This window comes from Duganella sp. BJB476 (assembly GCF_003416895.1).
GTDB lineage: Bacteria > Pseudomonadota > Gammaproteobacteria > Burkholderiales > Burkholderiaceae_D > Rugamonas.
Map to the genome: position 1 here is coordinate 1,955,633 of NZ_QVIO01000001.1, position 24,289 is coordinate 1,979,921.

21 protein-coding genes are annotated in these 24,289 nt (G+C 62.3%); 6 read left to right on the forward strand and 15 right to left on the reverse strand.

What is annotated here, in order from left to right:
* Positions 1–6: 6 nt before the first annotated feature.
* The 12 genes from D0T21_RS08555 to D0T21_RS08610 form a co-directional block, all read right to left on the reverse strand.
* The gene (locus D0T21_RS08555) at positions 7–2,052 is read right to left on the reverse strand and encodes an alpha/beta hydrolase domain-containing protein (protein ID WP_116990905.1); all 2,046 of its coding nucleotides are present in this window, start codon (positions 2,050–2,052) and stop codon (positions 7–9) included.
* On the reverse strand, positions 2,046–2,501 hold the full coding sequence (locus tag D0T21_RS08560; protein ID WP_116990906.1) for a YbaK/EbsC family protein: 456 nt from the start codon (positions 2,499–2,501) through the stop codon (positions 2,046–2,048). The genes D0T21_RS08555 and D0T21_RS08560 overlap by 7 nt, the downstream gene beginning before the upstream one ends.
* Positions 2,502–2,514: 13 nt before the next feature.
* Positions 2,515–3,588: a DUF4272 domain-containing protein gene (locus D0T21_RS08565; RefSeq protein WP_116990907.1), complete on the reverse strand. Its 1,074-nt coding sequence runs from the start codon at positions 3,586–3,588 to the stop codon at positions 2,515–2,517.
* Between the two features lie 53 nt (positions 3,589–3,641).
* Positions 3,642–4,055 (reverse strand): RcnB family protein, encoded by a 414-nt coding sequence (locus D0T21_RS08570; protein WP_116990908.1) that lies wholly within the window; start codon positions 4,053–4,055, stop codon positions 3,642–3,644.
* 82 nt (positions 4,056–4,137) lie between these two features.
* The gene (locus tag D0T21_RS08575) at positions 4,138–4,863 is read right to left on the reverse strand and encodes a hypothetical protein (RefSeq protein ID WP_147328057.1); all 726 of its coding nucleotides are present in this window, start codon (positions 4,861–4,863) and stop codon (positions 4,138–4,140) included.
* Positions 4,864–4,872: 9 nt separating this feature from the next.
* Positions 4,873–5,712, reverse strand: a complete 840-nt coding sequence (locus D0T21_RS08580) for an aldo/keto reductase (protein WP_116990910.1) — start codon at positions 5,710–5,712, stop codon at positions 4,873–4,875.
* Complete coding sequence (locus tag D0T21_RS08585; protein ID WP_116990911.1) at positions 5,712–6,434, reverse strand: ABC transporter ATP-binding protein; 723 nt, start codon at positions 6,432–6,434, stop codon at positions 5,712–5,714. Before D0T21_RS08585 ends, D0T21_RS08580 begins: the two co-directional genes overlap by 1 nt.
* 12 nt (positions 6,435–6,446) lie before the next feature.
* Complete coding sequence (locus D0T21_RS08590) at positions 6,447–8,396, reverse strand: ATP-binding cassette domain-containing protein (RefSeq protein WP_116990912.1); 1,950 nt, start codon at positions 8,394–8,396, stop codon at positions 6,447–6,449.
* A gap of 3 nt (positions 8,397–8,399) precedes the next feature.
* A complete protein-coding gene (locus D0T21_RS08595) occupies positions 8,400–9,290 on the reverse strand; it encodes a branched-chain amino acid ABC transporter permease (RefSeq protein ID WP_116991063.1) in 891 nt (296 codons plus the stop codon).
* A gap of 78 nt (positions 9,291–9,368) precedes the next feature.
* Positions 9,369–10,526 (reverse strand): ABC transporter substrate-binding protein, encoded by a 1,158-nt coding sequence (locus tag D0T21_RS08600; RefSeq protein ID WP_116990913.1) that lies wholly within the window; start codon positions 10,524–10,526, stop codon positions 9,369–9,371.
* Between the two features lie 195 nt (positions 10,527–10,721).
* Positions 10,722–11,246 (reverse strand): tetratricopeptide repeat protein, encoded by a 525-nt coding sequence (locus tag D0T21_RS08605; protein WP_116990914.1) that lies wholly within the window; start codon positions 11,244–11,246, stop codon positions 10,722–10,724.
* 11 nt (positions 11,247–11,257) lie between these two features.
* On the reverse strand, positions 11,258–13,231 hold the full coding sequence (locus tag D0T21_RS08610) for a bifunctional 2',3'-cyclic-nucleotide 2'-phosphodiesterase/3'-nucleotidase (protein WP_229211384.1): 1,974 nt from the start codon (positions 13,229–13,231) through the stop codon (positions 11,258–11,260).
* A gap of 312 nt (positions 13,232–13,543) precedes the next feature.
* On the opposite strand from D0T21_RS08610, the gene prfB reads away from it, so the two are divergent.
* From prfB to D0T21_RS08630, 4 genes are all read left to right on the forward strand, one after another.
* Positions 13,544–14,648, forward strand: a protein-coding gene (prfB, locus tag D0T21_RS08615) for a peptide chain release factor 2 (RefSeq protein WP_116990916.1) whose coding sequence is annotated in 2 segments (ribosomal slippage) — positions 13,544–13,624 and positions 13,626–14,648 — 1,104 coding nt in all. Because the reading frame shifts where the segments join, the coding sequence is not laid out codon by codon here.
* A complete protein-coding gene (locus D0T21_RS08620) occupies positions 14,648–15,328 on the forward strand; it encodes an HAD family phosphatase (RefSeq protein WP_116990917.1) in 681 nt (226 codons plus the stop codon). The genes prfB and D0T21_RS08620 overlap by 1 nt, the downstream gene beginning before the upstream one ends.
* Positions 15,329–15,354: 26 nt before the next feature.
* On the forward strand, positions 15,355–16,884 hold the full coding sequence (gene lysS, locus D0T21_RS08625) for a lysine--tRNA ligase (RefSeq protein ID WP_116990918.1): 1,530 nt from the start codon (positions 15,355–15,357) through the stop codon (positions 16,882–16,884).
* Positions 16,885–17,607: 723 nt separating this feature from the next.
* Positions 17,608–18,381 (forward strand): ABC transporter substrate-binding protein, encoded by a 774-nt coding sequence (locus D0T21_RS08630; protein WP_116990919.1) that lies wholly within the window; start codon positions 17,608–17,610, stop codon positions 18,379–18,381.
* A gap of 1 nt (position 18,382) precedes the next feature.
* Here D0T21_RS08630 and D0T21_RS08635 read toward each other — a convergent pair whose 3' ends face one another.
* Complete coding sequence (locus D0T21_RS08635; RefSeq protein WP_116990920.1) at positions 18,383–18,934, reverse strand: RDD family protein; 552 nt, start codon at positions 18,932–18,934, stop codon at positions 18,383–18,385.
* Positions 18,935–19,090: 156 nt separating this feature from the next.
* Here D0T21_RS08635 and D0T21_RS08640 point away from each other — a divergent pair, with 156 nt between their 5' ends.
* Positions 19,091–19,453, forward strand: coding sequence for a VOC family protein (locus tag D0T21_RS08640; RefSeq protein WP_158567984.1), 363 nt, complete (start codon positions 19,091–19,093; stop codon positions 19,451–19,453).
* A 43-nt stretch (positions 19,454–19,496) separates the two neighbouring features.
* Here the strand turns inward: D0T21_RS08640 and ppnN are convergent, their stop codons facing one another.
* Positions 19,497–20,867, reverse strand: coding sequence for a nucleotide 5'-monophosphate nucleosidase PpnN (gene ppnN / locus D0T21_RS08645; RefSeq protein ID WP_116991064.1), 1,371 nt, complete (start codon positions 20,865–20,867; stop codon positions 19,497–19,499).
* Positions 20,868–21,134: 267 nt separating this feature from the next.
* Between ppnN and D0T21_RS08650 the strand changes: the two genes are divergently transcribed.
* On the forward strand, positions 21,135–22,634 hold the full coding sequence (locus D0T21_RS08650; RefSeq protein WP_116990922.1) for a peptide MFS transporter: 1,500 nt from the start codon (positions 21,135–21,137) through the stop codon (positions 22,632–22,634).
* A 64-nt stretch (positions 22,635–22,698) separates the two neighbouring features.
* On the opposite strand, the gene glpD is transcribed toward D0T21_RS08650, so the two are convergent.
* Positions 22,699–24,243: a glycerol-3-phosphate dehydrogenase gene (glpD, locus tag D0T21_RS08655; protein WP_116990923.1), complete on the reverse strand. Its 1,545-nt coding sequence runs from the start codon at positions 24,241–24,243 to the stop codon at positions 22,699–22,701.
* Between the last annotated feature and the right edge of the window lie 46 nt (positions 24,244–24,289).

Consider the following 24,289-nt stretch of genomic DNA (forward strand, 5'->3'; position numbering starts at 1 on the left):
AACCCGTTACGGCGCGGCGAACAGATAAGCGCAGCCCCTGTCTGCGGGATCGTGCTGCATGATGCGGTCATACAGGCCGGTGTTGCCAGACAATGTGCGGTCCATATCCTCAGGCAGCAGCAGGCCTGCTGCGATCTGGCGTTCCGCTGCGGCGCGCACTGCGGCGACAAAATCATCACGACTTGGATAGCGCGCCTCCAGGCTCGGACGTGGATCGCCGCTGGCGGCCCGCTCGGCCTCGGTGCGGGCGAACGGAACGAAGCTGCCGTCGAAACGCGACGTCGCCCAGGCGAAGCCGGTCTCCGGTGCGCGCAAGTTCCAGCCGGTGTGCGTGCCGAGCGGCGCCTGCACCTCAACCAGTCTCACGCCGCCCTTGTCGTTGCCATCCGCGTCCGGCACTGGCACACGGGTTTCATACTCGTCGCCGAGTTTGGGCGGAACCTTGTCCGTTATGCCCTGCTTCGCGAACCTTCTGCCGAAGTCCAGGCGCGGCTCGCGCAGATTCTGTTCCGGCGGCGTGAGTCCGAAGCCAGCCGGGAAAATGGCGCGGTAATCCGCCACCGTGGTCAGCGTGCGATCCGCCAATTGCGGATAAGCGCTGGCCGGAGGTTGCTTGCCTTTGCCGGTCCAGTCATCCAGCGCCAGGATCAAGGCGCGCATCGGCAGGTAGTGGTCGCTGGTCGATACGCAGGCAGTGAACGGCGCCCGCGTGCGCGAGCGGCCCACGTAATGCTGCGCCCCCATGAAGCCGTAGATGCGCACGTTGTCCGCCGGCGCCACGTCCTGCATGCCGTCCGGCGTGGTGGCGACCAGCGAAGCGCCACGGTTCCAGAACTCCGTCGAAGTGTTCGAGACGATGAGTTTGGGCAGCCGGCCCTGTTTGTCGCGTGCGTGATCGAGATAGGATGCGGTCTGGCCGCTGACTGGGTCGCGCGACGGCGCGGTGGTGAACGGGAAAGCGTCTGCCGGATAGTCGTGCTCCTCCAGCATCGACGGATGGCGTGTGGGCTGCGCGAAGCGGCTGTTGAAGCCCGCCGAGCCGCCGGCGCCCGGCACATGGAGATAGGCGCCGCTGAACGCCAGTTGGCCGGATTCGTCCACGTTCAAGCCGTCGTGCAGCATGCGGCCGATCACGCGGCCGGACTGGCTGATGCCGAATATCAGCACGGTCTTCGGCACGGGCGCGCCTTCGAATGGCCGGTCGCGGAAGTAAGCCAGCAGATCGCGGATGCCGGCCAGGCCCGCGCCGGTCACGTATGGGTCTTTCGCCACGTAGGTCAGCTCGTAGATCGTATCCGGCTTGAAGCCGTCGTCCAGCTGCACGCGGCCAGGGCCGCCCGCTTGCTCCGGCGCGACGAAATGCCAGCTGCTGCGCGGGACGGGGCGGCGCTTGTCGCCGGGACGCGCGCGTACGGTCAACTGGGCACGCGGATCGTTGGGCGTGGCCGGTTCGTAGGTCAGGCCGCGCATGCCGGCGTAAGTGGCAACGTCCACCGGCGCGTTGACGGTGAACTCGTTCTGCACCCTGCCCTTGATCCCTTTGGCGACGGGCGGCGCAAACACCAGCGGCCGCGCGCCGGGCGCAGGCGGCGCCACGTCCCAGGTCCACGCGGAAAACAGCATCGAGAAACCGTGGCGCATCAGGAAGCCGTCGCCGGCGTCGGCGGCGGTAGACGGATCGTTGTTGGCCGGGCTGCGGCCATTGACCTGGCCCAGCATGGCAATGCCGCCCCGGTTGTTGACGTCGTAAATCAGGCTGGATGCCTGGCCACCCGCTGGCCGCAGCAAGACGAACTCGCTGGAGAAAAGCACACGTCCACGCGCATCACGCGGCGCGCGTTTCAAATCGACGATGGCGGCGTTGGCGGGCGCTTTCGGGTCCAGCGCAAAATAGGCGACGCCGCGTATCTTTTCATAGGCGCCGGCTTCGCCGTAAGTCACTCCGGGCGCAAACGCGGTGCGCTCCTTGATTTCGATCCGCTCGACGGCCGCCAGCGCCGACGCCGACATGCTCGCCATCGCCAGCAACGCCAGCTTCCGCTTGATCAGCATACGTCCACCCATTGCCCTTGTGTGATCGTCACCAGCATGTCCGGCGCCATCCGCACTACGCTGTTGACCGAACCCGCGGCAGGCAGCACTTCGTCGAAATTGCGCAGCGATTCGTCGACATACACCGGCAGCGCCTGCGCCAGGCCGAAGGGGCACACGCCGCCGACCGGATGGCCGGTGGTCTCGACCACCTCCTCGGCCGGCAGCATCTTGCCCTTGCCGAACGTTTCACGGAATTTGCGATTGTCGATGCGCGCGACGCCGCTGGCGACCAGCAGGATCACGCGGCCATCGCGGACGCGGAACGCCAGCGTCTTCGCGATGCGCCCCGGCTCGACGCCATGTGCCTCGGCCGCCAGCGCCACGGTGGCGGTGCTGACCTCCAGCTCCACGATGGGAAGATGAAGATCTCGGGCGATGAAAAACTCACGAACGGATTGAAGGCTCATAGATGTGTGCAGGTCAGGTTGGAGTATCGACTTCGTCCCAGTCGCGGTCTTCGAAATGCACCAGCCAGTTCAGGGCATGGTGGCGCTCTTGCAGAACGCCGTCGTTCAGTCCTGCGGGAGCGGCGGTCTTCTTCAATATCGCCTGGCGCGTGGCCCAGTGCAAGCGGTACTGAAGATCCAGCGCATCCAGGATCTCCGCCGCCGGACGCATGGCCAGCTGCTTGCGCAAGCCTTCGGTGCCGCGTTCGATGACGGTACGCGAGATCGCGGCCACGTCGCAGATCGCATCGGCGAACGGCAGCGCCTCCTGCATGCCAAGCACCCATTGCAGCACAAGGATGGCTTCATACCGCCACAGGAACTGGGTGGTTTCCTGCTCGGTGGGCGTCTCCTGGGCGAGGAAAGCCCGTTCCGCGTCGGTCAGGCCGGCGAAGGCAGGTGGAAAGCGTTTCTTCAGATCGTCGACAGCGATGGCGCGGCCGCCAGCCAGCGACTCCGCGCGGATCGCGACCACGAACAACGCCAGCATCCTGCGCAGCACATCCTCCGGCGTGCGCAAGCGCAGCTCAGGTTCAGACACCAGCGGCGGCAATGTCGCCGGCACAGCGATCTTGCGGACGGCGAGCAGCTCGTCCGAGCGCGCCTTGCGCTGCCAGGCCTGCGGCGGGTACGGAACCACGGCTTGCGGATCGCCGTCGTCGCCGGCCGCAGGCAGCAGGATGCGCCCTTGCGGATCGCGCACGCTGCCGTCGGCCATGAAGACGACGGCGTTGGCCGCTTCCGCCCAGGCGACGAAGCTCTCCATTACGCCGGCCTCGATGGACAGGCTGACGTGCTGGCGCACGCGCTGCACATGACGGATCACGTGGTAGCGGACCTGCGTCATCCGGCCTTCGCCGGCTTGCGCCAGGTGATTCATGAAGCCGTTGAGATGGGGCTGTAATTCGGGATCGGACAAGTCGCGCCGGGCATTGAGCACATGCGGGAAGCCAGGTTTGGGAACCTCGGCAACCGTGCAGTAGGCGTTGATCAGAATGTGCTGACTGGTGTCTTTGGGGGAGAACAGCTGTTTGATTCGGTTTAACATAATTTGCTGGACAGTTTGGGCTGTCCAGCAGTGTAGCAGAGCCGCGCGCCGTTCTAGTTACTCAACAACAGGTTGAGGATCACGCCGGTGGCGATGGCGACCAGCACGTAGTCGCCGCCGGTCTGCACCCAGTGGTAGCCGCGTGGCGGAGCACTCAGGCGATGGCCGCGCCAGTCGTCGACCACGTATTGACGGCCGCGATACTCAGGTGGCAGGCGGCCGCCCTTGCGCAGATCGTGACGCGGGCCGGCGCCGCGGTCGTGGTCCCGGTCATCGTCATGATGGTAATCGGAGCGGTCGTTGCGGCGTTCGTCGCTGCGATCGTAGCGGTGATCGTCGCGATCCTCGTATTGGCTGTGGCCAGGACCGCCACGGCGGCCGTTGTCGTGCCGGTCCTGCGCGGATGCGGGGACGATGCCGGCAACGCTGGCGGCCAGTACGGCCACCACTATCATGTTCTTGTTCATTTCAGCTCCTTGGGGTTCGCTGCGGATGAGTCAAGGTACGCCGCCCGCCCACAAGGTTCTGTACGCTGGCGTACATAGCGTATCACATGGGCGCCGCCGGGATGTCGTATTCGATCAGCGTTTCGTCGTCCCAGTTGGTGTCGGCCAAGGGCGGCGAGAACACATTTTTCTTACTACCGATGAACGGCAGCGATTGACGCCGGTCTCCAGAGATCAAGGTCACGCCGGTCGCGTTCAACGGCGCCTGGTAGTTCAGATGCAAGCTCTTGATGTGACAAGGGCCGCCGGCCAGCGCGAGTCCATTACGAATCACGAAGGATATGTCTTCCCTGTTGACGGCCCAGGCGATTTCGCACTCCATGCGCAGGTCGCCCAGGCGGCGCGCGTTGGCTGGAACGCCGGGCGTGTGGATATCTCCGCGCCAGCGCACCACGCTTTTCTTCTTGTTGGTGACGAGATCGGCCTTGTCATCAATCGCCGCCTGAATACGCGGCAGGACAAAGGTGCCATCCGCCGCGATGGGGATGTTTTCCGACGTATTGTCGCCAGCGATGCGCAGCGTGATGCCGGCCACCGATCCACCAGCGGTAGCGGACACCAGCTGGAATCTGATCGGCGCAGCCGGTGCGTATTTGCGATGTTCTTCGAAGGCATCCACGCCTTTCAGCATCACCTTGTAGGATTTCAGTTCGGGATTCTTCACGCCGCCCACTTCAACCACTTGCGGCGTCTCGGCATCGGGCGCTTCCTGCGCGCCGGCGCAGGCGCAGGCCAGCAACAGGCTTAAACAAAGTAATTCGTGTTTCATAAATCCTGATTAACGCATGTCAAGCACTCGGGCCCGACGAGGTGGAGGGAATGCCAGATCCAACGCGGCCAGATCCTGCGGGTTTAGTTTGATATCTGCTGCGGCGCGGTTGGCGCGCACGTGTGTCGGGTCGGTGGCCTTGGGAATGGCGATCACGCCGTCCTGATGCAGCACCCACGCCAGCGCGATCTGCGCCGGCGTCACGCCGTAGGCATCCGCGACGGCGCGCAGGCCGGGGTTGTCCAGCAGCGCGGCCTGTTCGCGGCCGTGCGATTCCAGCGGCGAGTAGGCCATCAGCGGCATGCCCTGCTGGCGGCACCACGGCAGCAGATCGAATTCGATGCCGCGCTTGCACAGGTTGTACAACACCTGGTCGGTGGCGACGGCGCCGCAACCGACGGCGTCCTGCATGCTTTCGAGGTCGAAGTTGCTGACGCCGTAGGACTTGATTTTGCCGGTCATCTTGAGCGCCTCGAAGCCGGCGACGGTTTCGTCCAGCGAGTAGTGGCCCTGCCAGTGCAGCAGGTAGAGATCGATGCAGTCGACCTTCAGGCGGCGCAGGCTGCGCTCGCATGCGGCCTGCGTGCCTTCAAAGCTGGCGTTGTGCGGATAGACTTTGCTGACCAGGTAGACCTCGTCGCGACGGCCGGCGATGGCGGCGCCCACCACTTCCTCGGCACCGCCCTCGCCGTACATCTCGGCGGTGTCGATCAGCGTCATGCCAAGGTCCAGGCCCAATTGGAGGGCGCGGACTTCGTCGTTCTTGCGGGCGAACTCCTCACCCATATTCCACGTGCCCTGCCCCAGCACCGGCACGATGGCTCCCGATGGAAAGCGCGCGGTTTTCATCAATGTCCACCGCCGAGGTAGGCCGCGATCACTTTCGGATCGGTTTTCAGGCTCTCCGCCGGGCCGTGGACAGAGATCGTGCCATTTTCCAGCACATAGCCGTAATCGGCCACGTTCAGCGCGGCGGCGGCGAACTGCTCGACCAGCAGCATCGTCACGCCTTCGGATTTCAGGCGCTGGATGATGCGGAACACTTCCTCGACCAGGATCGGCGCCAGGCCCATCGATGGTTCGTCGAGCAGGATCACTTCCGGATTGAGCATGACGGCGCGCGCCATCGCCAGCATCTGCTGCTCGCCACCGGACAGCGTGCCGGCCAGTTGGTGCTGACGCTCCTTCAGGCGCGGGAACAGCTCCAGCGCCTTTTCCAGGTCATGCTTGATGTCGCCCTTGGGCCGCGCGCGCGTGAAGCGCGGGAAGGCGCCCAGCAGCAGGTTGTCCGTGACCGTCATCGAGGCGAACACGCGCCGCCCTTCCGGCGAATGCGCCAGGCCGGCGCGCGCGATCATGTGCGAATCGGCGCCGGTGATGTCCTTGCCGCCCAGCGTGACCTTGCCGCCCTTGGGCTTGATCATGCCGGAGATGGCGCGCATGGTGGTGGTCTTGCCGGCGCCGTTGGAGCCGATCAGCGTGACCAGCTTGCCCTTCGGGACCTCCAGCGAGATGCCGTGCAGGACTTCGACTTTGCCGTACGACGCTTGCAGATTGGTGATCGATAGCATGTGCTGTCCTCGTTAATGCGCCGCAGGCGCTTTGGTGCCACCGTGTTCTTCGCCGCTGCCGCCCAGGTAGGCTTCGATCACCTTGGGATCGCTCTGCACTGCGGCCGGTTTGCCTTCAGCGATCTTCTGGCCGAAGTCCAGCACCGTCACCGTGTCGGACAAGGCCATCACCACGTCCATGTGGTGCTCGATCAGGATGATGGTGATGCCGTGGTCGCGGATCTTGCGGATGATCGCCATCAGCTCCTTGATGTCGGGCGCGGTCAGGCCGGCCGCCGGTTCATCGAGCAACAGCAGGCGCGGACTGAGGCCCAGCGCGCGGCCTATCTCCAGCAGGCGCTGTTTGCCGTACGGGAGATTGCGCGCTTCCTCGTCGGCCATGGCGGTCAGGCCGACGAACTCCAGGATGCTGGCGGCCCGCTCGCGCGCGGCGCGCTCTTCACGCTTGTAGCGCGGCGTTTGCAGCATCACATCCAGCACATTGGATTCGAAGGTGTTGTGCAGGCCGACCAGCACGTTCTCGGTCGCCGTCATCTCGCCGAACAGCTGCACGTTCTGGAAGGTGCGCGCCACGCCGCCCAGAGCGATTTCGGACGGCGTGCGGCCGGAGATCACCGCGCCGGCAAACGACACCTTGCCGGCGGTGGGTTTGTAGATCCCGGTCAGCACGTTCATCATGGTGCTCTTGCCGGAGCCGTTAGGGCCGATCAAACCGTGCACCGATCCCTGCACCACGTTCAGGTCAACCTGATTCAACGCCTTCAGGCCGCCGAACTGCATCAGGATCTGGTCGACGCTGAGCAGCGTTTCGCCGGCGGCGCCGCCCTTGGCGCGCGCGAACGGCTCGGCGCCGCTGGCCTGCACCGCCTTGGCATGCACGGCGCCTTTCCCCATCAGGCTTTGCAGGAAGCCGACGATACCGTCTTGCAGGTAGTAGACCACGAACAGCGTCATCAAACCGAAGATGGTCAGGCGCCAGTCGACGATGTTTTCCAGCTTGTAGGAGTAGCCCGCCATGCCGATGGTGGCGATCAGCGGCACCATCACGCCGCGCACGGTGGCGCGTTTTTTGTACAGCATCAGCGCCGAACCGGCTACGCCCAATACGGCGGCTGCTACAGCGATTTTGCGGAACAGCTCAATGTCGGCCAGCAGGCTAGGCAGCATCACCACGATCATCGCGCCGATCAGCGAACCGGAACGGGTCTTGCGGCCGCCCATGATCACCGCCAGCAGGAACAGGATGGTCAGTTCGAAGTTGTAGGTATTGGGCGAGATGTACTCTTCCGAATACGCGTACAGGCTGCCGGCCAGGCCGGCGAAGCCGGCGCTGATGATGAAGGCGTAGACCTTGTAGCGATACACCGAAACGCCCATGCAGTCGGAGGCGATCGGGCTGTCGCGCAGCGCCTCGAAGGCGCGGCCCAGGTTCGATTTCAATATGCGGTGCACGACGATCAGCGATACCACCATCAGCGCCGCCACCATGTAGTAGTAGCCTACTTCACCGAGCTTCTGGCCGATGATGGTGGGCTTGCCGATCTTGATGCCCATCGGGCCTTCGGTGAGGAAGGTCATCTCGTTGATCAGGATCTGGATGATGGTGCCGAAGGCCAGCGTCACCATCGCCAGGTAAGGGCCGGTGACGCGTAGGGCCGGCAGCGCGAGGATGGCGCCGAACACCGCGGCGCCGGCCACGCTGGCCGGGATCGCGATCCAGAACGGCGCGCCAAGCTTGAACACCATCACGCCGGTGGCGTAGGAGCCGATGCCGAACAGGCCCGCATGGCCCAGCGATACCTGCCCCGTGTAGCCGACCACGATGTCCAGGCCGAACAGCAGGATGGCGTAGATCAGGATCGTTTCAAACAAATGGATGTAGTACGGATTCGGAATCAGCACCGGATACAGCACCAGCGCCGCCAGGCCCAATACGCTCGCCGCGAGGAGTTTCTTATTCATGGGTCAGACCTTTTTGATGGCGGCTTTGCCGAACAGGCCGGACGGCTTGATCGCCAGTACCAGCAAGAGCAGCAGCAATCCCGGTACTTCCTTGTAGCCGGTCGAGATGTAGTAGCCGGTGGTGGTCTCGGCGATGCCCAGTATCAGGCCGCCGACAATGGCGCCGACGCCCGAGGTCAGGCCGCCGATGATCGCCACCGCGAACGCCTTCAGGCCCAGCGAGGCGCCCATGGTGGCGCCGGTCAGCGTCAGCGGCGCCACCAGCACGCCGGCGAATGCCGCCGTGGCCGACGACAGCGCATACGAGAAGGTGATCACCATGCGGGTGTTAATGCCCATCAGGCCCGCCGCGTCGCGGTCGTTGGCGGTGGCCACCACAGCCTTGCCGTAGATCGATTTGCGATTGAAGATCTCTACCGCCGCCATGATCGCCAGCGCGCCGACGATCACCGCCACCTGCATCGGCTGCACGTTCGCGCCCAGCACCTGGAACGGCGTGGAGCTCAGCGGCGACGGGAAGGTCAGGTCGTCCTTGCCCCAGATATTCTCGGCCACGTTCTTGAAGATGATGGCCAGCGCGATGGTCGACATGATCCAGCCGAATTCGGACTTGATCTTGATCGCCGGCCGCACGGCTATCCATTCGACGAACATGCCTTGCAGCGCGCCGAACACGATCACCAGGGGGATCATCAGCAGGTAGCTCATGTAAGGCCCGCCGTGGATGGTGCCGACCAGGCTAAGCCCGACCAGTGCGCCCAGCATCAGCGACTCCCCCTGGCCGAAGTTAAGCGTGCCGGAAGTGGCGAAGGTGAGCTGATAGCCGAACGCGATGACGGCATAGATCATGCCGAGCGCGATACCGCTGAATGCCAGTTGCAGGAAGATTTCCATGATGACCACCACTGTAGTACGACAAGAAAAAGGCCAGGCTTGAATCCTCAAGTCTGGCCAGTACTAAGACTCGCGAGCTTACTTGGCCAGCACTACTTTGCCGTCCTTGACTTCGCCGAAGACGGTGATGTCGGCGGTGATCGCCTCGTGATTGTCTTTGCTGAATGGCTTGCTGTAGTTGGTGACGACGCCGTCGATTTTCTCGTTCAGGTTTTCCAGCGCGGCCTTGACTTTAGGACCGTCGGTGGAACCGGCCTGCTTGATGGCGGCCGCCAGCAGGTAGATCGAATCGTAGCCCTGCGCCGCCGACACCGGCGACGGCATGCGGTCGCCAGGCGGATGGTAGGCCTTCACGTAAGCGTCGATGAAGGCTTTGCGCTTGGGCGTGGTCGGGTCCTGGATGAAGGTCTGCGGCATGCGGGTGCCGTTGCCGTTCTTGCCGGCGTTGTCGATGAAGTTAGCCATCGACAGGGTCCAGCTGCCGATCAGCGGCACTTTCCAGCCCAGTTTTTCCATGCCGTTGGCGATCTGCGCCAGCTCCGGGCCGATACCGTAGGTCAGCACAACATCGGCGCCGGCCTGCTTGGCCTTGAGCAGCTGGGCCGTCATGTCGACGTCCTTCAGATTGTATTTTTCGATGGCGACGGCCTTGAGGCCTTTTTTATCCAGCGCTTTTTCCAGGTCCTCGCGACCGAGCTGGCCGTAGTTGGTGGAGTCGGCCAGGATGGCGACCTTCTTGAATTTCCGGTTGTCGATCGCTTCCTGCACGATCATGTGCGACTGGATCGTATCGTTGGCCGAGTTGCGGAAGATGTAGTTCTCAGGCTGGTCGGCGAACTGCTTGGTGACGATGGAACCGGTGGCGACGTTGTTCATGACCGGGATCTTGGCTTCCTGGTAGAAGCGCTGCGAGGCCAGGGCCACGCCGGTGTTGATGTAGCCGACGGTGGCGGTGACTTTCTCTTTGTTGATCAGTTCCTGGGCGATCTGCACGCCGCGTTCGTTCTTGGCTTCGTCGTCGCGTTCGATCAGCTGGATCTGGCGGCCCAGCAGGCCGCCCTTGGCGTTGATCTCCGCCACGGCCAGCTTGACGCCGTCGCGCATCGACACGCCCATCGGCGCGGAACCGCCGGTGAAAGGACCGGCCACGCCGATCTTGATGGGTTCAGCCGCCATCGAGGAAGCCGAGAAACCGAGCGCCATGCCCGCAACGAGCATTTTCAACTTGAAATTCATCTGTGATCTCCTGTTTACAACGTTTTTATGTACTTGTACACGCTGGATAGCCGCACCATCGATGGAACATTGTAGGTTAGTAGATCGACAGCAGCAACAGATAGATGTGCGGCGTCGCAGCAAGCGGCCAAGGGGCCGCCGCGTGTAAGCTAGCTGTAAGAATTGGGCGGGAATTTCGGCGGCGCTTTGCCGGCGTTACATGCCGGAAGTGCGCTGCGCCAGGGCGCGATTGGCGAACCGCATCTGCGTCTCGGACAGCGCTTCGTTGCGGTCGAAGCCCATGGAGCCGTCGCGCAGGCCGATGGCCATCGCCATCACCGCTTCAGGATACTCCAGATCCGCCGCCTTTTCGATCAGGCGGCGCGCGGCCTGCTCATCGCGCTTGACGCCGTCGCCGCTCAGGTACAAGTTCGCCAGCGCGAACATCGCGGCCGGCATCTGGCGGCTGGCCGCGAACTGCAGCCAGTGTGCCGCGGCCTTGGTGTCACGCGCGACCGCCATGCCGTTCCGGTACATCATGCCCAGGTAGTAGGCGGCCAGCGGATCGCCGGCCTTGGCGGCGGTGCTGAAGATCGAAAATGCTTTCGGCAGGTTGGCGGCCACGCCGGAACCGCCGCGCAGGTACTGGCGCGCTTCGTCGACCGGTCCGGCCGTGACGATGCCTGCCGCACCCGCAGCCAACACCATCGCCATCAATCTCACCGCCAGCACTTGCTTCATGCGCCCTCCACTCATAACGACAAATCGATGGCGTACAGGGCCAGGCCCTTGCCGCCGCCATCGTCCGTTTTAATCTGCGAGACAGCCTTCAGGCCAGCCTCCTTCGCCAGTTCCACCATGTTGGGGGCGGAGTGAAACACCACCGCGCCCCTGGTCGCCACCGGCGCGAAACGCCAACTGCGCGTCGAGCCGTTGCCGGCGCGGGTGACGTTTTTTCGTTGCTGGATGTAGGCGATCAGCACATCGCGGCTGGCGTCCGGCGAGGCCAGGATGGTCTTGCTGCCGTCCATGCCAGGAAAGGCGCCGCCACCGCTGGCGCGGTAGTTATTGGTCGCGACCAGGAATTCCTGCGTCGGCGCCATCGCCGCGCCCTTGTATTGCAAGGCCGTGATGCGCTGCCCGAGCGGCTTGATGACGTCGATCTGGTAGCTGACGTCGGCGCTGCTCAGCATGTCGAAGTTGAATCCCGGAGTGGCCGTGTTGACCAGCTCCTGCTGCGCGCTGCTGGCCGGATCGATGCGGTTGAAGCGTTCCGCCGCCTTTTCCAGCCAGGCTTTCAGGCCGGCGCCATCCACCTTCACCACATGCAGCGCGTTCGGGTACAGGTACAGGTCGGCCACGTTGTTCAGGGCCAGGCCGCCGGCCTTGACGTCGGTGTAGTCGCCCGCGCCGGCGGCACCGGCCTTGAACGGCGACGCCATCGACAGCACCGGCAGCGCCGCGTACTGCGGCAGGTTGGCCTTGACGTAGTTCTGCACGTAGGCGGTCTGCGCCTGGTTCACCACCTCGATGGCGCTGATGTCGCCGACGTCGGCGAAATAAGTCGTCATGCGGAAATCGCTGGTGCCGACCGGGGTTTTCACGTAGCGGATGGTGGCCTCGTGCTCGGCCGCCACCAGTGGAGCGATGGCCGGATCGGCGGCGATGTAGCTGCCGTCGGCGTTACGGGTCGAGCGTACTTCGACCGTGGTGCGGCTCTTGTCCACCACCCAGGCCTTGCCGTCGTACTTGAGGCGCAGGCCGATCACGCCCAGATGCTTGCCCCACAGGTTGGCCATCACGGCGGGCACGCCGTAGACGGTGCCCTTGGCCTTGTCCACGTTCGGCAGGCTGAATTCCGGCACCTTGCTGGCCGCATCCGGGAACGGCTGGTGTGAGTGGCCAATCATCATCGCATCCACACCCGGCACCTGCGCCAGGTAGTAGTTGGCGTTTTCCATCTCCAGCGAATACGGCGCGCCATCAAGGCCGCCGTGCGAGATGGCCACCACCAGGTCCGCGCCCTGCGCGCGCATCTGCGGAATGTACTTTTGCGCCGTTTCGCGCACGCCTTCGGCGTAGACTTTACCTTCCAGCCAGTGCTGGTCCCAGGACATGACCACCGTCGGCGCGAAGCCGATGATGCCGATCTTGATCATCGCCGTCAGCGGCTTGCCATCCGGTCCGGTGGCGCTGATCTGGCGCGAGAGGATGCGGTATGGCTCGAACAAGGGCTGCTTGGTTTTGACGCTGTAGATATTCGCCAGCACGATGGGGAAATCCGGCCCGGCGCAGCGCGGCGCGTTGGCGGGCACGCCGTCCACGTCGAAATGGCTGGCTGTGACCTGGCTCAGGTACGCCAGGCCGTAATTGAACTCGTGATTGCCGATGCCGCCGCCGTCCACGCCCAACAAGTTCATGGCCTTGTAGATGGCCAGCGGCTGGCCGCAAGCCACCGGCGCGACCAGCGCCTGGTAGTCGGCCAGCGCCGTACCCTGGATGGCGTCGCCGTTATCGAGCAGCAGATTGTTGGGGTATTCGGCGCGCGCCTGCTTGATCAGCGTCGCGGTGCGCTCAAAGCCGATCGACGGATCGGCCTTCAGCTTGTAGTAGTCGTAACTGAGCACGGTCGCGTGCAGGTCGGTGGTTTCCAGCAGCGCCAGCGTGGCCTCGGCCCCCACAGGCGGCCGGACACCCTGCGGCAAACCGGCACAGCCGAGCAACATGGTGGGCAACGCAATGGTGAGACAGCAAACTGCTGGACGCATGAATAAACTATATTTGAAGTTGCGATTTTTTAGGCAACGGAGCTATGCGCGACATCATACGCAGCGAATTTCCTTGCATCAAGCAACTTAAGGGAGAGACGTCGCATTTTATGCTTTTTGTGGTAAAAATGTCAGCATTCCGCACCTGGCGGAACGTCCGGCAAGCCGCACGGGCAGCGCCCGGACGGCCACCGGCTATTTAGCTGGGAGGGAGCGGCCCGGCTAGGGTATAATCGAAGGTTTGATTTCAGCCTTAGAAAAGAAGAAAACATGGAAGCCGAACGCATCAACGCCCTCTCCGCCCTGCTCGCCGATATGACCTCGCGCGAAGCCGAACTACGGAGGTATCTTTGACTTCGATAAAAAGTCAGAGAAACTCGAACAAGTAAACGAAGAACTGGAAGACCCGACGGTCTGGAACGACCCGAAAAAGGCCCAGGATCTCGGTAAAGAAAAGAAATCGCTCGAAGCCATCGTCTTCGCGCTCACCAAGGCCGACACCGACCTCAAAGACATGGGCGACCTGTTCGCCATGGCCAAGGAAGAAGGCGACGACGACACGCTCGAAGCGCTGATCGTCGACGCCGAGGACGTGCGCCTGGTCATCGAAGGCATGGAGTTCCGCCGGATGTTCAACAATCCGATGGACCCGAACAACTGCTTCATCGACATCCAGGCCGGCGCCGGCGGCACCGAGGCCCAGGACTGGGCGTCGATGCTGCTGCGCCAGTACGTGCGCTACGCGGAACGCAAAGGCTTCAAGGTCGAAGTCATGGAACAATCCGACGGCGAGGTGGCCGGCATCAAGACCGCCACCATCAAGGTCGAAGGAGACTACGCCTACGGCTACCTGCGCACCGAGACCGGCGTGCACCGACTGGTACGCAAGTCGCCGTTCGACTCGGCCAACGGCCGCCATACCTCGTTCACGTCGCTGTTCGTGTACCCGGAAGTGGATGACTCGATCGACATCGAGATCAACCCTGCCGACCTGCGCATAGATACCTACCGCGCGTCCGGCGCCGGTGGTCAGCACATTAACAAAACCGACTCCGCAGTGCGTCTGACGCACGGCCCGTCCGGCATCGTCGTCCAGTGCCAGAACGACCGCTCGCAGCACCGCAACAAGGCCGAGGCGATGGAAATGCTGAAGGCGAAGCTGTACGAGATGGAACTGCGCAAGCGCATGAGCGAGCAGCAGAAACTGGAAGACTCCAAGACCGACGTCGGCTGGGGCCACCAGATCCGCTCCTATGTGCTGGACCAGTCCCGCATCAAGGACTTGCGCACCAACTTCGAGACCGGTAACACCAAGGGCGTGCTGGACGGCGACCTGGACGACTTCATCTCGGCATCGCTGAAGCAAGGCGTCTAATGAGCTCCTCGAATTCGCAGCGCGCGTTCATCTTCGACATGGACGGCACCATCGTCGACAACATGGCCTTCCACACCAAATCGTGGCTGGCCTTCTTTGCCCGTCGCGGCCACGACGTCGACGCCGAGGACTTCTTCCGCGCCACGGCCGGCCGCCAGAGTCATGAAATCATGAACACCTACCTTGGCCAGCAGATGACCAAGGAAGAAAGCGCCGCGCTCGATTTCGAGAAAGAGTCGCTGTACCGCGAGCTGTACGCGCCGCACCTGGCGACGGTGGACGGCTTCGAGGCCTTTATCGCCCGCGCCAAAAGTGCGGGCGTCAAGCTGGCCGTGGCCACCGCCGCGCCGACCGAAAACATCGACTTCACGCTGGACGGCCTGGACCTGCGCAAGCAGTTCGACGCCATCGCCGGCGCCGCCGACGTCGCACATGGCAAGCCGGCGCCGGACGTGTTCCTGCTGGCGGCCGAGCGCAGCGGCGCCCTGCCCGTCAACAGCATCGTGTTCGAAGACGCGCCGCTGGGCGTGGAAGCGGCACGCCGCGCCGGCATGCGCGCGGTGGTGCTGACCACCACGCTGCCGGCCGAGGCCTTCGCCGAATTCGACAACGTCATCGCGGTCGTGCGCAACTTCAGCGAGCTGGATGTCGAAGAACTCTTCGCCGCCGCAATCAACTAATCATCACCTCAACAAAAGAACAGACCATGACTACGGATCTTCAAGAACAAGCAGCAGCGCCCGACGAAAACAAGATCATCGCCGAGCGCCGCGCCAAGCTGGCCGCCATCCGCGAACAAGGCATCGCCTTCCCGAACGACTTCAAGCCTCAGCATAAAGCCGCCGACCTGCACGTGCAGTACGGCGAGAAGTCGCGCGAAGAGCTGGAAGCCGCTCCCGTGACCGTGGTGCTGGCCGGCCGCATGATGCTCAAGCGCGAAGCCGGCAAGAAGGCCGCTTTCGCCACCTTGCAGGATTCGTCGGGCCCTAAAGCCGATGGCCGCATCCAGATCTACGCCACGCTGGACCTGACCGGCGAAGCCGCCATGGCCGCGCTGCACCACTACGATCTGGGCGACATCCTGGGCGTGGTTGGCACGCTGTTCAAGACCAAGACCGACGAACTGACGATCAAGGTGTCGGAACTGCGCCTGATCACCAAGTCGCTGCGCCCGCTGCCGGACAAATTCCACGGCCTGGCCGACCAGGAAACCAAGTACCGCCAGCGCTACGTGGACCTGATCATGAACGAAGAGACGCGCCGCACCTTCAAGGCCCGTACCGCTGCGATTTCGTCGATGCGCCGTTTCATGGAGAAGAACGAGTTCATGGAAGTGGAAACGCCGATGCTGCACGCCATCCCTGGCGGCGCCGCGGCCAAGCCTTTCATCACCCACCACAACGCGCTGGACATGCAGATGTTCCTGCGTATCGCGCCCGAGCTGTACCTGAAGCGTCTGGTGGTCGGCGGTTTCGACCGCGTGTTCGAGATCAACCGCAACTTCCGCAATGAAGGCGTGTCGGTCCGTCACAATCCTGAATTCACGATGATGGAATTCTACGCGGCCTACACCGATTACCACTGGCTGATGGACTTCACCGAAGCGATCATCCGCCAGGCCGCGATCGATGCGCACGGCACTGCGACGCTGACCTACGGCGGCCGCGAGCTGGATCTGGCCAAGCCGTTCCACCGCCTGACCATCGTCGACGCGATCAACAAGTACGCGCCGGGCTACACGCCGGAGCAGCTGAACGACGCTGAGTTCATCAAGAAGGAACTGCTGAAGTTCGGCGTCAAGCCGTTCGCCACTGCCGGCCTGGGCGCGCTGCAACTGGCGCTGTTCGAAGAGACCGCCGAAGCGCAGCTGTGGGAACCGACCTACATCATCGACTATCCGGTCGAAGTGTCGCCGCTGGCCCGTGCTTCGGATACCCGCGAAGGCATCACCGAGCGCTTCGAGCTGTTCATGGTCGGCCGCGAAATCGCCAACGGCTTCTCCGAGTTGAACGATGCGGAAGACCAGTCGGCCCGCTTCCTGTCGCAGGTGGCTGCCAAGGATGCAGGCGATGAAGAGGCGATGTTCTACGACGCCGACTACATCCGCGCGCTGGAATACGGCATGCCGCCAGCCGGCGGTTGCGGCATCGGCATCGATCGCCTGATGATGATCATCACCGACTCGCCGAACATCCGCGACGTGCTGCTGTTCCCGCACTTGCGCCGCGAAGAGTAATCAAGCCAAAGCCGCTCACTGAGCGGCTTTTTTTTCGCCCGGGATTAAAGGAAGCGCCGGGACCTGAGGTCCGGGCATTCTTTTCGGCCACTTGGTCTAGTTTGGTCCAAAACGCGCCGGTTTAGTCTAAGCGCGTCCAAAAAATCCCGCATTCCAAGGTTCTTAGACTGGAATCGACAAAATCCCAATTCCGTTAGACTGGAATCGACTCTGCAAAGCAACCCTGAGACCGAATTAGACTCTCGCCCATGCTGTTTTAGACCGGTTCGGACGTGTCACCCTCCCATCGCGGCCTCCTTTGCAGTTGCGCGGTGACACGAGTTCTGCAACTGTCGGCACAGATCCAGTAGTCGTCACCAGGAAAGCGCAGCCAAACAAAGCGCCAGGCATTGAGTCCCGTTTCGCAGCTACAAACTCGATGATCGAGTCCTTTCGAATTAAGTCTAAAAATTAGGCCGCTGAAAGGAAATATGGTTCGTTTTAGACTTTCGGCTTGAAGGTATGGACCAGCTTAGACTTTGCTCCAGATTTCATGGACTGTTTTGGACTATGCAAGGGGCGTTCTAGACTAATTTCGCCTCAACCGGCCCAGATTAGACGGGTTTAGACCAAGTTGTGATTTGGAATACCCAAGCCGCCCCTCCCGCGGCCGGTAATTCTCGACCGCCCTCAGGAAAGCGAGTAATCTCCGAAGTGGTCACTACTTCAAGGAAAGGAAGCGACATGGCTGGTCGCAACACGCTGCTCTATCTGCACGCAGCGCTGCTTTTCGTCGCGTGCGCAGCTGCGCGGGCGACCGACACCATTACGCTTTACACCGAAGAATATCCGCCCTTCAATTGGGCCGACAAGACAAGCCGCGCCGCCACCGGGCTGTCCACCGACATTATCCTGGAGCTGATGCGGCGGGCCGAATTGCCCGTCACCGCACCGGCCCTGATGCCGTGGGCGCGGGCCATGGCGCTGACCACCAAGAACGCCAACAGCTGCCTGTTCTCGATGGCGCGCACGCCGGAACGCGAGACCAGCTTCGCCTGGGTAGGCCCGGTGGGCCGCAACGAATGGGTGATGTATGCACGCGCCGAGGACCATATCCATCTCAATAGCCTGGAGGACGCCAGGCCCTACACCGTCGGCACCATCATCGGCGACGCGATGGTGCCGCTGCTGCGCGCGAACCAGCTCAATCTCAGCATGGTCCCTTACAACCGCACCAACGCGCCCAAGCTGAAGATGCAGCGCATCCAATTGTGGTCGGAAGGACGTCTGCCGGGTTTATACATCATGGATGAAATGGGCATCACCGGCATGGAAGCGGTGCTGACGTTCGCCCACTATGACATGTACCTGGCCTGTAACAAAGGCATGGACTCCAATGAGGTGGTCCGCCTCAACACCCTGCTGCGCGCCATGTATCGCGACGGCACGGTCAAGCGCATCTACGGCAGCTACGGCTTCGACAACTTCGCACCTCTCGCCGAACAAGTCGCAAAGTAAGTCAGGGGGCGTAGATAACCACTGTTCCGGCCATAAAATCGTGCGGTGCGCGCCGGCGTTTATTGGTCAGCATGATAATCGACTCGCCCCAGGTCCAGATGTTCGACAAGATAATGACGAGGCCATACCAGGCCGGAGCCAGCTGATCGAGCTTTTGGGAGCGCTCCACAAATCCGAGCGCGTAGTAGTCGGCGTCCGGCATTTTCATCGTCGCGATTACCGCTGCCGCCGCAATGGCGATGCCAAGCACGAACGACACCGAGTAGCGCAACACCGCCTGCTGGTAGTCGACCGGCCGGCCATCGACGCGGACAATCTGCAATCCAAGCAGCACCTTGCCGGGCGTGCCGCCGTACTTCTTCACCATGTAGATGTTGAACCAGAGGCCGACGAGCAGCGTCAAGACAGGTTCGATCAGTGCAAACGGTTTATATTGTTGTTCGATCCAATACGCAAGGCCGAGGATGGGCAACATGCACAGAAAATCGATAAACTGCGCTGAAAATCTCTTGCGGAATCCCGCGTACTGCATTGGTTGATTCGGGTAGTTCATGCGATGGCGCCTCGCGGGATGGGAGGCGCATAGTTATTGAGGTCGCGTAGTGTAACGAATCGAAACGCATAGAAATGCGCGGATTGTCACGCCGGACCGCCAGGGTCGAGTTCGGCCACGATGTCATCAGCATTGGCTTCCATGGAGGAGAAACAGATGTCCGATTTCACCCAAGTTCGATTTACGCTGGCAGTCCTTGACCTAGCCAGTTCCACGAACTATTACACCTCGGTTCTTGGCTTGATCGTGGACTTTACGGCCCCCGGCTGGACGTTTCTATCCCGTGGCAGTTTTCGCGTCATGCTAGGCGAATGCACAGACGCCATTCCTCCTTCGAACCTGGGCGACCATTCCTGGTATGGATATGTGACGATCTCGGACGCTTCCGCCTTATTCGCAGAGTATCAAGCCTCAGGTGTGGAGTTCACCCAAGCGCTGTCGGATAAGCCTTGGGGCATGCGGGAATTTGGCATCCGCACAATCGACGGCCATCGCATCATGTTTGGGCAGGAACTGTAGCTGTCCGGCGTCCGCGCCAGCTGCGCGCGGACGCCGGTTGGTGTTACTGGATCACGCGATAGCAAGGCGTGTACTGCTTGCCCGCCAGCTTCATGCGATGCTGCGCCACGAACGACGCCAGCAGCGCATCCATCGGCCCCATGATCTCCTTGTCGCCGTGGATTTCAAAGTGGCCGAACTTCTCGATCGCGCGGATGCCCTCGTCCTTGACGTTACCCGCCACCACGCCCGAAAACGCCCGGCGCAGATTCGCCGCCAGCAGATGCACTTCCTGGTTCTTGTGCAGGCTCAGGTTGCGCATGTTCTCGTGCGTCGGCGCGAACGGATGCTGGAACTCCTGGTCGATCTTCAGGCCCCAATTGAAGTAATAGGCATCACTGCGGGATTTGCGGAACTCGCGCACCTGCTTGATCCCCGCCTGCATCTCGCGCGCCACCAGCTCAGGATCGTCGATGATGATCTTGTAGCGCTGCTGCGCCTCGGGACCCAGCGTATCGTGGATGAACTGGTTGATCTGCACGAAGTACTCGCGCGAGGTCTCCGGTCCGGTGAACACCAGCGGGAACGGAATATCGGCATTATCGGGATGCAGCAGGATGCCCAATATGTAGAGGATCTCCTCCGCCGTCCCGGCGCCGCCAGGGAATACGACGATGCCATGACCGGAGCGCACGAACGCTTCCAGGCGCTTCTCGATGTCCGGCATGATCACCAGCTCATTGACGATCGGGTTCGGCGACTCGGCCGCGATGATGCCCGGCTCCGAGATGCCCAGGTAGCGTCCCTTGTGCAAACGCTGCTTGGCATGGCCGATGGTGGCGCCCTTCATCGGCCCCTTCATCGCGCCGGGACCGCAACCGGTGCAGATATCCAGGTCGCGCAAGCCCATTTGATAACCGACTTCCTTCGAGTAGTTGTACTCGGCGCGGTTGATCGAATGCCCGCCCCAGCACACCACCAGGTTGGGATTCAACATAGGCTTGAGCACCCCGGCGTTGCGCAGGATGTGGAACACCGAATCGGTGATGCCTTCGGTGCTGCCCATGTCGAACTTCGGATTGTCCGTCACCTCGTTGCTGACGAAGACTATATCGCGCAGCACCGCGAACAGGTGTTCGTGGATGCCCTTGATCATTTTGCCGTCGACGAAGGCGATCGCCGGCGCTCCCTTGATATCGAGCTTGATGCCGCGTTCGCGCTGCACAATGCTGATCTCAAATGACTTGTATCGTTCCAGCAGTTCCTTTCCATCGTCGATAGTGCTGCCGCAATTGAGCACGGCCAGTGCGCAATTACGGAAGATGTTATAGAGACCGCCCTGGCTAGTGTCGAGCAGCTTGTTTACTTCCGCCTTCGAAAGCACTTCCAACTGGCCTTCGGGCGAAATCAGGGTATCGACAACGTCATGTTCCATGATGCGAAAATCCTTATTCAAATTCGATGCATTTCGATGCATAACAGGTAAGCCTGCAGTGCCAATATACGACAAACCGGCGAGTTTTGGGGTGGAGATTGCCATAGCAGGATTGTGCATATTTATTAGCACAAAAGACATAACTTTGCAGGCAGGCGATCAAAATGTACGGCCGGAGCGATTTGTAGATTAAAATGGCGCCCAATTTGGCTCCCCACAAGGGGGCTTGAGACACTTTTCATAGATCATAAAATTAGGAGAAGCCGCATGAGCGGTGCTACCACCACCAATACGGAAGTCGCTATTCCCGAATTCAAACAGATCATGGGCCACCCTGCTCCGCTGTGGATGTTGTTCATGACCGAGTTCTGGGAGCGTTTCGCGTTCTACGGCATACGTTGGGCCCTGGTGCTCTACGTCGTAGCGCAGTTCTACCACGGCGACCCCACCGGTGAGGCCCCTGCCAACCTGATTTACGGCTCCTATCTGGCCGTGGTCTATGCCGCAGCACTGTTCGGCGGCTACATCGCCGACCGCGTGCTGGGCTATCAGCGCTCCATCCTGGTCGGCGCATCGTTCATGGCGGCCGGCCTGTTCATGATCGCCTACCCCGACCAGACCGTGTTCCAAGTCGGTCTGGCCACCATCATCGTCGGCAACGGCATGTTCAAACCGAACATCTCGACCATGGTCGGCAAGCTGTATAGCACCGCCGATACCCGCCGCGATTCCGGCTTCACCATTTTCTACATGGGCATCAACTCCGGCGCGATGGTGGCGCCGGTGCTGACCGAGTGGCTGGCGACGGCCATCTTCGGCTCCAACGGCATGCCTGCTTATAAAGTGGTGTTCATGTCCGCCGGCGTCGGCATGCTGGTCTCGCTGGTATGGTTCTTCATCGGCCGCCGCAACCTGAAAGGCATCGGCGCGCCGGATGCATCGAACGCCGATCCGAAACGCGTGCTGTACGTGGTTCTGGGCTCGCTGTGCGTGATCCCTGTCGTGTACTTCCTGCTGGCCGCCGGTGCGAATAAGCTGCAAATGGTGCTGTCCGCGCTGTTCGTCCTGCTGTCGGTGATGCTGCTGATCGAAGGCATCAAGAACGGCAAGGTCGCCCGCGACAAGGTCATCGCCATGCTGCTGATCTTCTTCTTCAATATCATGTTCTGGATGTTCTTCGAACAGGCAGGCAGCTCGTTCACCTTCCTGGCCGATAAGATCGTCGACCGCCAGATGTTCAACTGGACCTTCCCGGTAGCCTGGTTCCAGACCGTGAATTCGCTGGCCATCATCGGCTGCGCGCCGATCATCGCCTTCATCTGGGTCGCCATGCGCAACAAGAATCCTTCGATTCCGCGCAAGTTCGGCCTGGGCCTGCTGTTCAACGGCTCCGCTTTCGGCCTGCTGATGTTCGCGCTGTCGTCGCTGGTCAGCGTCGACAACCACATCCCGTTCTGGACCCTGTTCATGGTCTACGTGCTGCAATCGATCGGTGAACTGTGCCTGTCGCCTATCGGCTTGTCGATGGTGACCAAGCTGGCTCCTACCCGCCTGGTTGGCCTGGGCATGGGCGGCTGGTTCCTGTCCACCGGTATCGGCAACAACCTGTCGGGCATCTTCGCCTCGGCGGTCAGCGGCGAGAGTGGCATGTCGGTGACGTCGGCGCTGTCCGGCTACACCTTCGGCTTCTGGTCGCTGATGGCCGGCGGCGTGCTGCTGTTCCTGATCGCACCGCTGATCCAGAAGCTGATGCACGGCGTGAAGTAAGCGCTTTCCGCACCAGCTCAAAAAAAAACCACCTGCGCAGCGCACGCTCTGGCAGGTGGTTTTTTTATGCCGCTTGCTTGAACTGAAACGGGTGCGCCGCCAGCCACGCCTGCAGCTTGTCGCCGGTGTCCGGCGGCAGGTGCAGGCCAAGCTTGGAGCGCCGCCACAGGATGTCCTGCGCGGTGCGCGCCCATTCGTAGCGGCGCAGGTATTCCACTTCCGCCGCATACAGGCCCGGCGCGATCTCCTCGCCCATCGCGGCGATATCGTCCTTTTGCCCGAGCAGCGTGTGGATGCGGGTGCCGTAGGCGCGGGCGTAGCGCACCACCAGCAGCGGCGGCAGCCAGCTGTAGCGGCCCTGCACATTGCGCACCCAGGTGTCGAATTCCAGCACCGAACGATTCTGCGGCTCGGCGCCAAACAGGTCGCCGCCCGGCAGGCAGGCGTTGTGGGTCCAGGCGCCGTGGCGGTTGCCCAGCGCTTTGGCGATCAGGTCGACCGCCTCCTCCGCCAGTTTGCGGAAGGTGGTGATCTTGCCGCCGAAGACGCTCAACATCGGCGGGCCGTCGCTGTCGACCTCCAGCCGGTAGTCGCGCGTGACGGCCTTGGCGTCGGCGCCGTCTTCCACCAGCGGCCGCACGCCCGAGTAGGTCCACACCACGTCGGCCGGTACGATGGGCTTGACGAAGTACTGGCTGGCCAGCTCGCACAGATAGCCGATTTCGTCCTCGCTGATGGCGACCTGGTTGGCGTCGCCGCGGTAATCGAGGTCGGTGGTGCCGATCAGCGTGAAGTCGCGCTCATACGGAATCGCGAACACGATGCGGCCGTCCGGGTGCTGGAAGATGTAGGCATTGTCATGCTCGAAGATGCGCTTGACGATGATATGGCTGCCCTTGATCAGCCGCAGGTTGCCGCCGCCCTCTTTCGGCAGCGTCGCGTGCAGCAGGCTGGCGGTCCAAGGCCCCGCCGCGTTGACCACGTAGCGCGCATTGACGCGGACATCGCCGCAACCGCTCTTGTGCAGATCCGCTTCCCAGCCGTCCGCCTTGCGCGTCAAGCCCTTGCACACGGTCTGGGTCAGGATGGTGGCGCCTTTTTCGCAGGCGTCGATGGCGTTCAGCACCACCAGCCGCGCATCGTCCACCCAGCCGTCGGAATAGATAAAGCCGCGCTGGAACTCTGGCTTGAGCGGCTTGCCCGCCGCATGCGTGCGCAGGTTGATGCCGGCCGACGCGGGCAGCAGCTCGCGCTTGGCCAGCAGGTCGTACAGCATCAGGCCGGCCCGTATCATCAGCGCCGGGCGCTGGCTGGGCGCATGCGGCATCACGAAGCGCAGCGGCCACATGATGTGCGGCGCGGCGCGCAGCAGCACCTCGCGCTCGATCAGCGCCTTGCGCACCAGATTGAACTCGTAATACTCCAGATAGCGCAGGCCGCCGTGGATCAGCTTGGTGGAGGCCGACGAGGTGTGCGAGGCCAGGTCGTCCTTTTCGCACAGCACCACCGACAAGCCCCGCCCCGCCGCATCGCGCGCAATGCCGGCGCCGTTGATGCCGCCTCCTACGATCAGGATGTCGCAATCGAGAGTGTGCTGCGGTTCCGCCATGTCTTCCCCGGTTGTAAAGCGAAAATTATTCAGATAACTGTTACGT

Excerpts from the sequence above, each read along its gene's own strand:
- D0T21_RS08555 (WP_116990905.1), bottom strand. The coding sequence starts at position 2,052 with ATGCTGATCAAGCGGAAGCTGGCGTTGCTGGCGATGGCGAGCATGTCG.
- D0T21_RS08560 (WP_116990906.1), bottom strand. The coding sequence starts at position 2,501 with ATGAGCCTTCAATCCGTTCGTGAGTTTTTCATCGCCCGAGATCTTCAT.
- D0T21_RS08565 (WP_116990907.1), bottom strand. The coding sequence starts at position 3,588 with ATGTTAAACCGAATCAAACAGCTGTTCTCCCCCAAAGACACCAGTCAG.
- D0T21_RS08570 (WP_116990908.1), bottom strand. The coding sequence starts at position 4,055 with ATGAACAAGAACATGATAGTGGTGGCCGTACTGGCCGCCAGCGTTGCC.
- D0T21_RS08575 (WP_147328057.1), bottom strand. The coding sequence starts at position 4,863 with ATGAAACACGAATTACTTTGTTTAAGCCTGTTGCTGGCCTGCGCCTGC.
- D0T21_RS08580 (WP_116990910.1), bottom strand. The coding sequence starts at position 5,712 with ATGAAAACCGCGCGCTTTCCATCGGGAGCCATCGTGCCGGTGCTGGGG.
- D0T21_RS08585 (WP_116990911.1), bottom strand. The coding sequence starts at position 6,434 with ATGCTATCGATCACCAATCTGCAAGCGTCGTACGGCAAAGTCGAAGTC.
- D0T21_RS08590 (WP_116990912.1), bottom strand. The coding sequence starts at position 8,396 with ATGAATAAGAAACTCCTCGCGGCGAGCGTATTGGGCCTGGCGGCGCTG.
- D0T21_RS08595 (WP_116991063.1), bottom strand. The coding sequence starts at position 9,290 with ATGGAAATCTTCCTGCAACTGGCATTCAGCGGTATCGCGCTCGGCATG.
- D0T21_RS08600 (WP_116990913.1), bottom strand. The coding sequence starts at position 10,526 with ATGAATTTCAAGTTGAAAATGCTCGTTGCGGGCATGGCGCTCGGTTTC.
- D0T21_RS08605 (WP_116990914.1), bottom strand. The coding sequence starts at position 11,246 with ATGAAGCAAGTGCTGGCGGTGAGATTGATGGCGATGGTGTTGGCTGCG.
- D0T21_RS08610 (WP_229211384.1), bottom strand. The coding sequence starts at position 13,231 with ATGTTGCTCGGCTGTGCCGGTTTGCCGCAGGGTGTCCGGCCGCCTGTG.
- D0T21_RS08620 (WP_116990917.1), top strand. The coding sequence starts at position 14,648 with ATGAGCTCCTCGAATTCGCAGCGCGCGTTCATCTTCGACATGGACGGC.
- lysS (WP_116990918.1), top strand. The coding sequence starts at position 15,355 with ATGACTACGGATCTTCAAGAACAAGCAGCAGCGCCCGACGAAAACAAG.
- D0T21_RS08630 (WP_116990919.1), top strand. The coding sequence starts at position 17,608 with ATGGCTGGTCGCAACACGCTGCTCTATCTGCACGCAGCGCTGCTTTTC.
- D0T21_RS08635 (WP_116990920.1), bottom strand. The coding sequence starts at position 18,934 with ATGAACTACCCGAATCAACCAATGCAGTACGCGGGATTCCGCAAGAGA.
- D0T21_RS08640 (WP_158567984.1), top strand. The coding sequence starts at position 19,091 with ATGTCCGATTTCACCCAAGTTCGATTTACGCTGGCAGTCCTTGACCTA.
- ppnN (WP_116991064.1), bottom strand. The coding sequence starts at position 20,867 with ATGGAACATGACGTTGTCGATACCCTGATTTCGCCCGAAGGCCAGTTG.
- D0T21_RS08650 (WP_116990922.1), top strand. The coding sequence starts at position 21,135 with ATGAGCGGTGCTACCACCACCAATACGGAAGTCGCTATTCCCGAATTC.
- glpD (WP_116990923.1), bottom strand. The coding sequence starts at position 24,243 with ATGGCGGAACCGCAGCACACTCTCGATTGCGACATCCTGATCGTAGGA.